This window comes from Enterobacter sp. GD03975, assembly GCF_029838645.1.
GTDB classification, from domain to species: Bacteria; Pseudomonadota; Gammaproteobacteria; order Enterobacterales; family Enterobacteriaceae; genus Enterobacter; species Enterobacter quasihormaechei.
The window spans coordinates 1-12,685 of sequence record NZ_JAOBZC010000012.1 but is presented as its reverse complement, the minus strand read 5'-3'; the positions used below and the strand labels follow the sequence as shown (position 1 = coordinate 12,685).

The window sequence follows — 12,685 nt, the reverse complement described above, 5'->3', positions numbered from 1 at the left end:
AACAGGAGAGGGCTACCAGTTAACCCAGGTCCGCCATTAATACCTTCGAGCGGCGCTGATAGTTGTACATCTCTTTCTTGCTTTCCGGCAGTGAATCAATATCCACCGGCGTGAAGCCGCGTTCCTGGAACCAGTGAATGCTGCGGGTGGTGAGCACGAAAAGTTTGCTCAGACCCATCTGGCGCGCCTGTGCCGCCACGCGTTCAAGCAGCAGTTCGCCCCGGGAAGAGCTACGGTAATCCGGGTGCACCGCAACGCACGCCATTTCTCCAATCTGCTCTTCCGGGAACGGATAAAGCGCCGCACAGGCAATGGTCAGGTTATCGCGCTGGATGATGGTGAACTTGTCGATTTCCATCTCCAGCTGCTCGCGGGAGCGGCGAACCAGAATGCCCTGCTGCTCCAGAGGCCGGATCAGCTCCAGAATGCCGCCGATGTCGTTGATGGTGGCGCGGCGGATCTGCTCGGCGCTCTCCATCACGATCTGCGTACCAATACCGTCCCGGGAGAACAGTTCCTGCAACAGCGCGCCGTCTTCCTGATAGCTGATCAGGTGGCTGCGGCGCACGCCGCTGCGGCACGCTTTGACGGCACCGCGCAGAAAACGCACCGTACCGGAATAGTAATCGCCTTGTGCTTCCAGCGCTTCGACGCGTGCCTGAGCTTCATTCGGAAAAAGTTCTGGCACAATTACGCCCTCATCATTCACGACGCCCTGTGAAGAGCAAAACCCAATCATTTTCTCGGCTTTCAGCTTGATGGCCAGCTGGGTAGCAATCTCTTCCGAGGTCAGATTAAAACTTTCACCCGTTACGGAGACGGCAACAGGGCCCATCAGAACGATCGCGCCATTGTCTAACTGACGGTGAATGGCTTCTTCATCAATACGGCGGATGCGACCGCTGTGGCAGTAGTCCACGCCATCGTCCACGCCGAGCGGCTGAGCAATGATAAAATTGCCGCTCACCACGTTGATATGCGCGCCCTGCAACGGCGTATTATTCAGGCTCATCGACAGGCGGGCGGTAATATCGAGCTGCAACAGGCCCGCCGCCTGTTTGACCAGTTCGAGGGTTTTCGCATCCGTCACGCGGGTATGTTTGTGATAAATCGGCTCATGGTGATGCGCGGCGAGGTTGGCTTCGATTTGCGGACGTGCGCCATACACCACCACCAGACGGATGCCGAGGCTGTGCAGCAGGCCAATATCATTGACGATGCTGGAAAAGTTTTCATGCTCAATGGCTTCGCCGCCAAGCATGATGACAAACGTTTTGCCCCGATGGGTGTTGATATAGGGAACAGAATGGCGGAATCCCTGGACCAGTTCGGTTCTGCGTTCCTTAACCATGACACAACCCTTAATGAATGTTTATTCGTAATTTCTGTATTTTTATTCGATCGTGGCCGTCCGTGCAAGCCTAAATTTTCTGCGACCCACAGAAAATGATAAGTAATCCGTGCGTTAGCGTATGATTGTTTACCCTTTTATAGATGACAGTTTATGCGTCTTTCGTTAAAGTTTTCGGTCAATTCAGACGTTTTATTCATTAATCAGTTTTATTGCTCGGGAGAAGCATGTCGGGATCCAATTCAGCAATAAGCCGCCGCCGCCTGTTAAAAGGGGCCGGGGCGATGTGGTTGCTTAGCGTCAGCCAGGTGGGTCTTGCCGCCACAAGCCAGGTAGTCGCGGTGCGCGTCTGGCCGTCGTCGACCTATACGCGCGTGACGGTTGAGTCCAACCGCGTGCTGAAATATAAGCAATTCGCCCTCAGCAATCCTGAACGTGTGGTGGTTGATCTCGAAGGTGTGAACCTCAACTCCGTGCTGAAAGGCATGGCGGCTCAGATCCGCGGCGACGATCCGTTTATCAAATCGGCGCGCGTCGGGCAGTTCGATCCGCAAACCGTGCGCATGGTGTTTGAGCTGAAGCAGAACGTGAAGCCGCAGCTCTTTGCCCTTGCACCTGTTGCCGCCTTTAAAGAGCGTCTGGTGATGGATCTCTATCCGGCGAATGCCACGGATATTCAGGATCCGCTCCTGGCACTCCTTGAGGATTACAACAAAGGCGATCTCGACCGGCAGGTTCCACCAGCGCAAAGCGGGCCGAAGCCGGGCAGGGCGGGGCGCGACCGACCGATTGTGATCATGCTCGATCCTGGCCACGGCGGGGAAGATTCCGGCGCCGTCGGGAAGTATCGCACCCGCGAAAAAGATGTGGTGCTGCAAATTGCCCGTCGTCTGAAAGCGTTAATCGACAAAGAGGGCAATATGCGCGCCTACATGACGCGCAACGAAGATGTCTTTATCCCGCTGAAGGTCCGCGTGGCGAAAGCGCAGAAGCAGCGCGCGGATCTGTTTGTCTCTATTCACGCGGATGCCTTCACCAGCCGCCAGCCGAGCGGCTCATCGGTATTTGCCCTGTCAACAAAAGGGGCGACCAGTACCGCCGCGAGATACCTGGCGGATACGCAGAACGCCTCGGATTTAATCGGTGGGGTGAGCAAAAGCGGCGATCGTTACGTCGACCATACGATGTTCGATATGGTGCAGTCGCTGACCATTACCGACAGCCTGAAGTTTGGTAAAGCGGTGCTGGGCAAGCTGGGCCGGGTCAATAAGCTGCACAAAAACAGCGTCGAGCAGGCCGGATTTGCGGTACTGAAAGCGCCGGATATTCCGTCCATACTGGTCGAAACCGCGTTTATCAGTAACGTGGAAGAGGAACGCAAGCTCAAGACGGCTAAATTCCAGCAGGAAGTGGCGGAGTCGATTCTGGCGGGCATCCGGGCCTATTTCTCAGACGGAGAAACGCTGGCGCGGCGAGGGTAGGGCATCAGGCCGGGTATCTTGCCCGGCATTTTCACAAACGGCAGATACAAAAAAACACCCTTAAGGGTGCTTATTGTTTTAGAAGTGTTGGTTGCGGGGGCCGGATTTGAACCGACGACCTTCGGGTTATGAGCCCGACGAGCTACCAGGCTGCTCCACCCCGCGTCCGTCTTTCTACACTTGTAGAAACTTACTTCTTCAAATTTGATTGGTTGCGGGGGCCGGATTTGAACCGACGACCTTCGGGTTATGAGCCCGACGAGCTACCAGGCTGCTCCACCCCGCGTCCGTCTTTTTGCTTCGTATTTCAAACCACATCTGCGTTGACTTTCCTCGTTCACCTCAGTCACTTACTGGAGTAAGTTCCTAAGGATTCACTGCGTCGTCGCCTTGCTGTGATTCGAACTACTTCGCAAAAACTTCTACTGTCGTAGAAGATACTTCATCAAATTTTAATTGGTTGCGGGGGCCGGATTTGAACCGACGACCTTCGGGTTATGAGCCCGACGAGCTACCAGGCTGCTCCACCCCGCGTCCGTGGAAGCGCACTATACTCGGATAGGTTTGTGATGCAACCCCTTTTTCGCATAATTCATTATTTTGTATGCAAAATGAACGGGAATAGCCACTTTGGACTATTTTTTGTCCAGAATTTGCCAAAGGGAAGGCGATTGCATTTCATTCATACGGTGGGTTTGTTATCTTCATCACGCGGAAATGGGCAACTAAAAGACGAGATATAATGAAAGGACGTTGGGCGAAGTATCTGATGACAGGCGCAATGGTAGCGATTCTTGCGGCCTGCTCTTCCAAACCGACCGATCGCGGTCAACAGTATAAAGACGGGAAGTTATCCCAGCCTTTCTCTTTAGTTAACCAGCCCGATGCCGTGGGTGCTCCAATCAATGCCGGGGATTTCTCCGAGCAGGTGTACCAGATCCGCAAAGCGTCGCCGCGCCTGTATGGCGCACAGAACAACGTTTATAGTGCCGTACAGGACTGGCTGAAGGCGGGCGGTGATACGCGCAATATGCGCCAGTTTGGTATTGATGCCTGGCAGATGGAAGGGGCGGATAACTACGGTAACGTCCAGTTTACCGGCTACTACACGCCGGTTGTCCAGGCGCGACACACGCGTCAGGGCGAATTCCAGTATCCAATTTACCGTATGCCGCCAAAACGCGGACGTCTGCCGTCTCGCGCCGAGATCTACGCCGGCGCGCTTAGCGAAAATTACGTGCTGGCCTACAGCAACTCGCTGATGGATAACTTCATCATGGACGTGCAGGGCAGCGGTTATATTGATTTTGGCGACGGTTCGCCGCTGAACTTCTTTAGCTACGCCGGGAAAAACGGTCATGCCTACCGCAGCATCGGTAAGGTGCTCATCGACCGTGGTGAAGTGAAACGAGAAGACATGTCGATGCAGGCGATCCGCGAGTGGGGCGAAAAGCACAGCGAAGCGGAAGTGCGTGAACTGCTTGAGCAGAACCCATCGTTTGTTTTCTTCAAGCCGCAGAACTTTGCGCCGGTGAAAGGGGCGAGCGCCGTACCGCTGATTGGCCGCGCCTCGGTGGCCTCGGATCGTTCGATTATCCCGGCGGGCACCACGCTGCTGGCGGAAGTGCCTCTCCTCGACAACAACGGCAAGTTCAACGGCAAGTATGAGCTGCGCCTGATGGTGGCGCTGGACGTGGGCGGGGCGATCAAAGGCCAGCACTTCGATATTTACCAGGGCATCGGCCCGGATGCCGGGCACCGTGCAGGCTGGTATAACCACTACGGACGCGTGTGGGTGCTGAAGACTGCGCCGGGTACCGGAAACGTATTCAGCGGCTGATTGTGGTATTCTGAGCGCAAGACGGATTACGGTTCAGGGTGAGGAATACCTCACCCTTTTTACATCTGAGGTTTTATGTCTGTGGTAATCAGCGATGCCTGGCGCCAGCGTTTCGGCGGCACGGCACGGTTATATGGTGAAAAAGCCCTGCAACTGTTCGCGGATGCGCATGTCTGCGTGGTGGGCATTGGGGGTGTGGGTTCGTGGGCGGCAGAAGCGCTGGCGAGAACCGGCATTGGCGCAATTACGTTGATTGATATGGATGACGTCTGCGTCACTAACACTAACCGTCAGATCCACGCCCTGCGTGATAACGTCGGTCTGGCGAAGTCTGAGGTGATGGCGGATCGTATTCGTCTGATCAACCCGGAGTGCCGCGTAACGGTGATTGACGACTTTGTGACGGCAGATAACGTCGCGGAGTACATGAGCAAAGGCTACAGCTACGTCATTGACGCCATCGACAGCGTGCGCCCGAAAGCGGCGCTGATCGCTTACTGCCGTCGCTATAAGGTGCCGCTGGTGACCACCGGCGGGGCAGGCGGACAAATCGATCCGACTCAGATCCAGGTGGCTGACCTGGCGAAAACCATTCAGGATCCGCTGGCCGCTAAGCTGCGCGAGCGCCTAAAAAGCGACTTCAACGTGGTGAAGAACAGCAAAGGCAAGCTGGGCGTGGACTGCGTGTTCTCTACCGAAGCGCTGGTTTATCCGCAGGCGGATGGTTCGGTCTGTGCGATGAAAAGCACGGCGGAAGGGCCGAAGCGGATGGACTGCGCCTCTGGGTTCGGTGCGGCCACCATGGTGACCGCCTCCTTCGGCTTTGTGGCGGTCTCTCACGCCCTGAAGAAGATGATGGCGAAGGCAGAACGTCAGGCCTGAGCCTGACGTGCGGCATCCAGCACCGCGTCGTTGAGCGCGATCAACCCCTGACCGCGCGAGGCGCTAAGCTGCGCGCGAAGTCCCAGCTCATCAAACAGCGCCAGCGGAGAATGCGCCAGCAGATCTGCGGCGCGTTTCCCTTCGACGGCGGTCAGCAGCACCGCCAGCAGGCCGCGAACAATGCGTCCCTCGCTGTCGCCGAAGAAATGCAGCTTCTCACCGGATACGCTAAACCCAAGCCAGACGCGGTTCTCGCAGCCAGCGATCTCCTTCGCCTGTGACTTCAGATCGTCTGACAGGGTGGGCAGCTGTTTACCCAGCAGGATCAGCTGACGGTATTTATCCTCCCACTGCGTGAGCGGGGCGAAGGTCTGTTTCAACGTCTCTTCAGTGATAACGGTGCCGAACGGGTGCCCGGCTAAGGCTGCATATGTCATTAATCCACCAGTAATTCCAGGGCGCGGTCGACGGCGGAAACCAGCGCGTCGACGTCGCTTTTTGTGTTGTACGGTGCAAACGAGGCGCGCAGGGTGCCGCTCACGCCCATGGCTGCCAGCAGCGGCTGGGCGCAGTGCTGTCCGGCACGCAGGGCAATGCCGTACCCGGCAAGCAGCGTCACCATGTCGCTATGGTGTACGCCCGCGAAGTCAAAGGCGAGCAGGCTGGAGTCCTGTACGCGGAACGAGCGAAACCCCGGGCGTTTTTTAAGCTCTTCTTCCGCCAGCGTCGCCAGGCCCCGGCTCCAGCTTTCAGCCTGAACCACGTCCGTTTCTGTGAGCCATTCGAGCGCCGCGCTCAGACCGATAACCCCGGCCACGTTCGGCGTACCGGCTTCCAGGCGGTAAGGTACATCCTGAGTTTTAAAGCCGTCAAAGGTCACTTCGGTAATCATCTTGCCGCCGCCGAGCCACGGCGTCATCCGGGCCAGCAGTTCAGCTTTGCCGTACAGCGCGCCGATACCGGTTGGCCCGTACAGCTTGTGCCCGGAGAACGCATAGAAATCGATATCCAGCGCCTGAACGTCAGCCGGGAAATGCACCACTCCCTGCGCGCCGTCGACCACCACCACCACGTCGCTGGCATGGGCAATTTTAATGGCGCGCGCCAGATCCGGGCAGCCGCCGGTGACGTTGGACATCTGCCCCAGCGCCAGAATACGGCTGCGCGGCGTCATCAGCTCCGGCAGACGCGCCACGTCCGGCAGAAGGTCTGCACCCAGCGGGAGCTTTACAACGCGCGCCCCGGTTTGTTCAGCCACCATCAGCCACGGCACCAGGTTGGCGTGGTGTTCTGCCTCGCTGACGATGATTTCATCTCCGGCCTGCAACAACGGACGCGCGTAGCATTGCGCCACCATGTTAATGGCCTCGGTGGTGCCGCGCGTCCAGACGATGTTCTTACCGCTGTCGGCATTGATCAGGCGCGCGACCTGATCCCGTGCGGCTTCGTATTGCGCCGTCAGGCGCTGCGCTTCGGCATACTGGCTGCGGTGCACGTTCCCGGCGCTCAGGCTGTAAAACTGGCGGGTTGCCTCAATCATCGCCTGCGGCTTAAGGGCCGTGGCGGCGCTATCAAGATAAATACCGGCATCGGCCAGCGCGGGAAACTGTGCGCGAAACTGCGCAGGACTGAAAGCGTTCATGGAATTCCTCATATCGATTCTTCGATCGTCGCGCAAATTTATCGACAGGGCAAGGAAGTTGATATCTATCAGATTTGTCTGCTTATCCTGGCGAGTCTGAAAAAGCAGGTTATGCTAAATAGTGTTAGGCGGATGTTTTAGCCTGTTATAAATCGAGGTTTGAATAGCATTAATTGCTAAAGGAGATAATCATGAAAAAGACAGCTGCAATCATTTCTGCCTGTGCGTTGACCTTTGCCCTGAGCGCCTGTTCTGGTAATAACTATGTAATGCATACCAACGATGGTCGATCTATCGTCTCTGAAGGGAAACCGACAACCGATAATGATACCGGGATGATTTCATACAAAGATGCTAACGGGAACAAACAGCAGATCAACCGCAGTGACGTGAAAGAGATGAAAGAAATCGAGCATTAATAGCGAGATAAGCGAAAAAAAAGCACCGCAAGTTGGCGGTGCTACATTAATCACTATGGACAGACAGGGTAAATGTACAGGAAGTGAAAAATTGGTAGCGTTGCTACCGTGGTCTGAATCGCAGACCAATTGCAAACACAACAACACAACATCACAACCGTAAGCCAAAAGCCCTTCAGAACACGCATTCCAAAAAAACTTTTCGTTCCGGCTCAGGAAGTGCCGCCACTATAGGTATTTGCTGGTAGTTCCTCAACGGACAAATTATAATGGCTCAGATAAAAAAAACTAATAGGTTAAACGTTGTTTCCTATATGTTAAATCTCGTTAACATCTAAGCCAGATAACCATGTCCAAGCGATTGCCACCCCTTAATGCATTACGTGTTTTTGATGCAGCAGCACGCCACCTCAGCTTCACCCGCGCAGCCGATGAGCTTTTTGTGACACAGGCCGCAGTAAGTCACCAAATCAAGTCTCTGGAGGATTTTCTGGGGCTTAAGCTGTTCCGTCGCCGCAACCGTTCCTTGCTGTTGACCGAAGAGGGGCAGAGCTATTTTCAGGATATTAAAGAGATTTTTTCCCAGCTGACGGAAGCCACCCGCAAGCTTCAGGCCCGGAGCGCAAAAGGTGCCCTGACGGTCAGTTTATTGCCCAGTTTTGCCATTCAATGGCTGGTGCCGCGACTCTCAAGCTTTAACTCAACTTATCCGGGAATCGATGTCCGAATCCAGGCCGTTGACCGTCAGGAAGACAAGCTGGCAGATGATGTGGACGTGGCGATTTTTTACGGTCGCGGCAACTGGCCGGGCTTGCGTGTAGAGAAATTATACGCAGAATATCTGCTGCCGGTCTGTTCGCCGCTGCTGCTGACGGGGGACAAGGCGCTCAAAACGCCCGCCGATCTGGCGAAACATACGCTTTTGCACGATGCGTCGCGTCGCGACTGGCAAACTTATACCCGTCAGTTAGGTCTTAATCATATAAACGTGCAGCAGGGGCCCATTTTTAGCCACAGCGCGATGGTGCTACAGGCTGCCATTCACGGGCAGGGCGTGGCGTTGGCAAACAACGTGATGGCCCAGTCCGAAATTGAGGCAGGCCGTCTGGTTTGCCCGTTTAACGATGTTCTGGTCAGCAAGAATGCATTTTATCTGGTTTGTCATGACAGTCAGGCAGAACTGGGTAAAATAGCCGCTTTCCGGCAGTGGATACTGGCGAAAGCGGCAAGCGAGCAAGAAAAATTTCGCTTCAGGTATGAACAATAACGTTTGTGTGCCGGGCACGCATTAATTCAGGACTTAAACATGACCAGCCGATTCATGCTGATTTTCGCCGCAGTAAGTGGCTTTATTTTTGTAGCTCTGGGCGCGTTTGGCGCGCATGTGTTAAGCAAATCTCTGGGCGTTGTGGAGATGGGCTGGATCCAGACCGGCCTTGAATATCAGGCGTTCCACACGCTGGCAATATTTGGGCTGGCGGTGGCGATGCAACGCCGCATCAGCATCTGGTTCTACTGGAGCAGCGTCTTTCTGGCGCTGGGTACCGTACTGTTCAGCGGCAGCCTCTACTGCCTGGCGCTGTCGCATTTACGCCTGTGGGCGTTTGTTACACCTGTCGGCGGCGTCAGCTTCCTGGCGGGGTGGGTATTAATGTTTATCGGAGCTATCCGTCTGAAACGCAAGGGCGTTGTTCATGAATAAGGTTGTTTTATATTGTCGCCCGGGGTTTGAGAAAGAGTGCGCCGCGGAAATCACCGATAAAGCGGGGAAGCGTGAAGTCTTCGGATTTGCTCGCGTCAAAGAGAACGCGGGCTATGTGGTATTTGAATGCTATCAGCCTGATGACGCCGACAAGCTGGCGCGCGAGCTGCCGTTCAGCTCGCTGATTTTCGCCCGCCAGATGTTTGTCGCGGGCGAACTGCTGAAAGATCTCCCACCGGACGATCGCATCACGCCGATTGTGGGCATGTTACAAGGCGTGGTGGAGAAGGGTGGCGATTTACGCGTGGAAGTGGCCGACACCAACGAAAGCAAAGAGCTGATGAAGTTCTGCCGTAAGTTCACCGTGCCGCTGCGCGCGGCGCTGCGCGATGCGGGCGTGCTGACAAACTACGAAACGCCAAAGCGTCCGGTCGTGCATATCTTCTTTATTGCGCCAGGGTGTTGCTACGCAGGCTACTCGTATACCACCAACAACTCGCCGTTCTTTATGGGGATCCCGCGTCTGCGCTTCCCGGCGGATGCGCCGAGCCGTTCAACCCTAAAGCTGGAAGAGGCGTTCCACGTCTTTATCCCGGCCGACGAGTGGGACGAACGCCTGGCAAACGGCATGTATGCGGTCGATCTCGGGGCGTGCCCTGGCGGCTGGACCTATCAGCTGGTGAAACGCAACATGTGGGTTTCTTCTGTGGATAACGGCCCAATGGCGCAAAGCCTGATGGATACCGGGCAGGTCACCTGGCTGCGCGAGGACGGTTTCCGCTATCGCCCGAACCGCAACAACATCTCCTGGATGGTGTGCGACATGGTAGAAAAACCGGCGAAAGTCGCGGCGCTGATGGCCTCCTGGCTGGTAAACGGCTGGTGTCGTGAGACGATTTTCAACCTCAAGCTGCCGATGAAAAAGCGCTACGAAGAGGTGTCGCAGAACCTGGCCTATATTCAGCAGCAGCTGGACGAACATGGCATTAACGCGGAAATCCAGGCACGACAGCTGTATCACGATCGTGAAGAAGTGACGGTGCACATTCGTCGCTGGTGGGCGGCCGTAGGCGGGCGTCGCGACGAGCGATAACGTCTGTAATGCCCGGTGGCGCTACGCTTACCGGGCCTACAAAACCGTGAATCGTTTTAACGCTCTAACCTTAACTGCTGTAAATTCCCGTCCAGCCGTAAATCCGTCTGTAGCGTCGCCACCTCGCGGCAGATAAACGCCATCTCTTTGTGTGCCTCCAGCTTCTTGCGCCACTTTTCCGGTACCTCATCCAGCCGGGCGTAAATGCCTTCCAGGTTTTGAAACTCCGTCAGCAGCTGTGCGGCACTTTTTGGTCCAATGCCGGCGACGCCCGGTACTTTAGAGCTGCTAATCCCCGCCAGCCCCCAGTAGTCAGGCAGCTGTTGCGGCGAGACGCCAAACTCCCCGGCAATAAAGGGCGCGTCCAGCCAGCGTTTCTGGAAATAGTCGCGGATGCGGATCGTGGGAGAGAGCAGCTGGCAGTAGCCTTTGTCGGTTGAAACGATGGTTGCCTGATGCCCGGCGCTCGCGACTTTCACCGCCAGCGTTGCGGCCAGATCGTCAGCCTCGTTGCCGTGCGCGCCCCAGCAGGGAACCCCGCGCTGTTCAAAGGCGGCGCGAATAACGGGCATTTCGGCGTGCAGATCGTCCGGCATCGGCGCGCGTCCGGCCTTGTAGTCAGGGAGACGCTGATGTCGCCAGCCGCTGTTGCGCGCTTCGTCGTCAAACACGGCCACGACGTGCGTCGGCTCGCTGTGGCGAATAAGCTGCTCCAGCGCGTGCAGGCAGGTGTCCTTGCAGGGCGTGCCCTGTACCGCATGGATCCGGCGAATCAGGTTGAGCGCGTCGACGATAAGTAAATGAACAGCCACAGATATTCTCCCTTAAAGCTAATGGATAAAGGGTATCACTGTCGGCAGGGGGAAACGAATAGCTTGAGGGAAAACAGGAAGAAGCCTCGCAAAACGAGGCTTCCTGACCGGCTTAATCGCAGGTGACGATCTTCATCGCCAGGCCACCGCGGGAGGTTTCGCGGTATTTGGCGTTCATATCTTTACCGGTTTCGTACATGGTTTCGATAACCTTATCGAGACAGACGCGCGGTTCGCTGGTGCGGCGCAGCGCCATACGTGCCGCGTTCACCGCCTTCACGGAGGCAATCGCGTTACGCTCGATGCACGGTACCTGTACCTGTCCGCCGACCGGGTCGCAGGTCAGCCCCAGGTTATGCTCCATGCCGATTTCCGCAGCAATACAGACCTGTGCAGGGCTTGCGCCCAGCAGTTCAGCCAGACCCGCCGCCGCCATAGAACAGGCTACGCCCACTTCACCCTGACAGCCCACTTCTGCACCGGAAATGGAGGCGTTCATCTTGTACAGAGAGCCAATCGCACTGGCAACCAGCATATAGCGCGCCAGTGAGTTTGCGTTCACTTCGCGGATAAACTTGTCGTAATACGCCAGTACCGCCGGAACAATCCCGCACGCGCCGTTGGTTGGCGCGGTCACCACGCGGCCACCCGCAGCGTTCTCTTCGTTTACCGCCAGCGCGAACATGTTGATCCAGTCGACGACGGCCATCGGGTCGGTGGTGGTTTTGTCGGTGCTGACCAGCATGCGGCGCAGCGCAGCCGCACGACGCGGAACGCGCAGTTTACCCGGCAGCACGCCTTCGGTGGTGATCCCACGCTCAATACCGCTGCGCATCACTTCCCAGACGTTAGCGAAGTGCTGTTCCAGCTCCTCTTTGCTGTGCAGGGCCAGCTCGTTTTTCATCATCAGGCCGGAGAGAGAGAGCCCCGTCTCCTGGCAGTGACGCTGTAAATCGGCCGCATTTTTGTACGGGTACGGCACCTCAACGGCGGAACCGTTGGTTTGACCAAAATGGTCTTCGTCGACGATAAACCCGCCGCCGATGGAGTAATACGTCTGGCTGTAAACCGCTTTATCGCCGACCAGCGCGGTAATGCGCATGCCGTTCTCGTGCAGCGACAGGTTATCCGCATGGAAATTCATGCAGTGGTCAACCGGGAATTCAACCTCATGCTCGCCGTTGGCCAGCAGCAAACGACCGTGGGTGTTTACGTCCTGGATAAAGCCAGGAATGGAGTCAATATCAACGGTATCCGGCAGGTTACCCGCCAGGCCCATGATAATGGCAATATCGGTATGGTGGCCTTTACCGGTCAGGGAAAGGGAACCGTATACATCGACAACCACGCGGGTGATGTCGTGCAAAATGCCGCGTGCAATCAAGTCATCCGTGAATTGTTTACCGGCTTTCATTGGTCCGACGGTGTGAGAGCTGGAAGGACCAATACCGATTTTGAAGATA

At 56.2% G+C, this 12,685-nt stretch carries 12 protein-coding genes and 3 tRNA genes; 7 read left to right on the top strand and 8 right to left on the bottom strand.

Going from position 1 to position 12,685, the window contains the following annotated elements:
- Nucleotides 1–19 precede the first annotated feature (19 nt).
- Nucleotides 20–1,351, bottom strand: a complete 1,332-nt coding sequence (argA, locus tag N5C09_RS17135; protein ID WP_006811807.1) for an amino-acid N-acetyltransferase — start codon at nt 1,349–1,351, stop codon at nt 20–22.
- A 227-nt stretch (nt 1,352–1,578) separates the two neighbouring features.
- On the opposite strand from argA, the gene amiC reads away from it, so the two are divergent.
- Entirely contained in the window at nt 1,579–2,832 is a 1,254-nt protein-coding gene (gene amiC / locus N5C09_RS17130; protein WP_064909848.1) for an N-acetylmuramoyl-L-alanine amidase AmiC, read from the top strand.
- Between the two features lie 88 nt (nt 2,833–2,920).
- Here the strand turns inward: amiC and N5C09_RS17125 are convergent.
- The 3 genes from N5C09_RS17125 to N5C09_RS17115 form a co-directional block, all read right to left on the bottom strand.
- A tRNA-Met gene (locus N5C09_RS17125) sits at nt 2,921–2,997 on the bottom strand.
- A gap of 44 nt (nt 2,998–3,041) precedes the next feature.
- Nucleotides 3,042–3,118, bottom strand: a tRNA-Met gene (locus tag N5C09_RS17120).
- A gap of 171 nt (nt 3,119–3,289) precedes the next feature.
- Nucleotides 3,290–3,366, bottom strand: a tRNA-Met gene (locus tag N5C09_RS17115).
- Nucleotides 3,367–3,574: 208 nt separating this feature from the next.
- On the opposite strand from N5C09_RS17115, the gene mltA reads away from it, so the two are divergent.
- Both mltA and tcdA read left to right on the top strand, forming a co-directional pair.
- Nucleotides 3,575–4,672: a murein transglycosylase A gene (mltA, locus tag N5C09_RS17110; protein ID WP_063451923.1), complete on the top strand. Its 1,098-nt coding sequence runs from the start codon at nt 3,575–3,577 to the stop codon at nt 4,670–4,672.
- 75 nt (nt 4,673–4,747) lie between these two features.
- A complete protein-coding gene (gene tcdA, locus N5C09_RS17105; protein WP_193033192.1) occupies nt 4,748–5,554 on the top strand; it encodes a tRNA cyclic N6-threonylcarbamoyladenosine(37) synthase TcdA in 807 nt (268 codons plus the stop codon).
- Here the strand turns inward: tcdA and csdE are convergent.
- Both csdE and csdA read right to left on the bottom strand, forming a co-directional pair.
- Nucleotides 5,545–5,991 (bottom strand): cysteine desulfurase sulfur acceptor subunit CsdE, encoded by a 447-nt coding sequence (gene csdE, locus N5C09_RS17100; protein WP_279749518.1) that lies wholly within the window; start codon nt 5,989–5,991, stop codon nt 5,545–5,547. The two genes, tcdA and csdE, sit on opposite strands and share 10 nt — an antisense overlap.
- Nucleotides 5,991–7,196 carry a cysteine desulfurase CsdA gene (gene csdA, locus N5C09_RS17095; RefSeq protein ID WP_279749517.1) on the bottom strand — a complete coding sequence of 402 codons (1,206 nt, stop codon included), beginning with the start codon at nt 7,194–7,196 and terminating at the stop codon, nt 5,991–5,993. Before csdA ends, csdE begins: the two co-directional genes overlap by 1 nt.
- Nucleotides 7,197–7,387: 191 nt before the next feature.
- Here csdA and N5C09_RS17090 point away from each other — a divergent pair, with 191 nt between their 5' ends.
- The 4 genes from N5C09_RS17090 (at nt 7,388) to rlmM (ending at nt 10,410) form a co-directional block, all read left to right on the top strand.
- Nucleotides 7,388–7,615 (top strand): YgdI/YgdR family lipoprotein, encoded by a 228-nt coding sequence (locus tag N5C09_RS17090; protein WP_015571738.1) that lies wholly within the window; start codon nt 7,388–7,390, stop codon nt 7,613–7,615.
- Between the two features lie 349 nt (nt 7,616–7,964).
- Nucleotides 7,965–8,882 (top strand): glycine cleavage system transcriptional regulator GcvA, encoded by a 918-nt coding sequence (gene gcvA, locus N5C09_RS17085; RefSeq protein ID WP_063869307.1) that lies wholly within the window; start codon nt 7,965–7,967, stop codon nt 8,880–8,882.
- 39 nt (nt 8,883–8,921) lie between these two features.
- Nucleotides 8,922–9,317 carry a DUF423 domain-containing protein gene (locus N5C09_RS17080; protein WP_003862756.1) on the top strand — a complete coding sequence of 132 codons (396 nt, stop codon included), beginning with the start codon at nt 8,922–8,924 and terminating at the stop codon, nt 9,315–9,317.
- Entirely contained in the window at nt 9,310–10,410 is a 1,101-nt protein-coding gene (rlmM, locus tag N5C09_RS17075) for a 23S rRNA (cytidine(2498)-2'-O)-methyltransferase RlmM (RefSeq protein ID WP_063451919.1), read from the top strand. The genes N5C09_RS17080 and rlmM overlap by 8 nt, the downstream gene beginning before the upstream one ends.
- 56 nt (nt 10,411–10,466) lie before the next feature.
- Here rlmM and xni read toward each other — a convergent pair whose 3' ends face one another.
- Entirely contained in the window at nt 10,467–11,222 is a 756-nt protein-coding gene (gene xni / locus N5C09_RS17070; protein ID WP_279749516.1) for a flap endonuclease Xni, read from the bottom strand.
- A gap of 112 nt (nt 11,223–11,334) precedes the next feature.
- Nucleotides 11,335–12,684, bottom strand: a complete 1,350-nt coding sequence (locus N5C09_RS17065) for an L-serine ammonia-lyase (protein WP_279749515.1) — start codon at nt 12,682–12,684, stop codon at nt 11,335–11,337.
- Between the last annotated feature and the right edge of the window lies 1 nt (nt 12,685).

Bases quoted from the DNA above. Each gene is read 5' to 3' on its own strand.
- rlmM (WP_063451919.1), top strand. From the start codon at position 9,310: ATGAATAAGGTTGTTTTATATTGTCGCCCGGGGTTTGAGAAAGAGTGC.
- N5C09_RS17080 (WP_003862756.1), top strand. From the start codon at position 8,922: ATGACCAGCCGATTCATGCTGATTTTCGCCGCAGTAAGTGGCTTTATT.
- amiC (WP_064909848.1), top strand. From the start codon at position 1,579: ATGTCGGGATCCAATTCAGCAATAAGCCGCCGCCGCCTGTTAAAAGGG.
- argA (WP_006811807.1), bottom strand. From the start codon at position 1,351: ATGGTTAAGGAACGCAGAACCGAACTGGTCCAGGGATTCCGCCATTCT.
- mltA (WP_063451923.1), top strand. From the start codon at position 3,575: ATGAAAGGACGTTGGGCGAAGTATCTGATGACAGGCGCAATGGTAGCG.
- csdE (WP_279749518.1), bottom strand. From the start codon at position 5,991: ATGACATATGCAGCCTTAGCCGGGCACCCGTTCGGCACCGTTATCACT.
- tcdA (WP_193033192.1), top strand. From the start codon at position 4,748: ATGTCTGTGGTAATCAGCGATGCCTGGCGCCAGCGTTTCGGCGGCACG.
- csdA (WP_279749517.1), bottom strand. From the start codon at position 7,196: ATGAACGCTTTCAGTCCTGCGCAGTTTCGCGCACAGTTTCCCGCGCTG.
- gcvA (WP_063869307.1), top strand. From the start codon at position 7,965: ATGTCCAAGCGATTGCCACCCCTTAATGCATTACGTGTTTTTGATGCA.
- N5C09_RS17090 (WP_015571738.1), top strand. From the start codon at position 7,388: ATGAAAAAGACAGCTGCAATCATTTCTGCCTGTGCGTTGACCTTTGCC.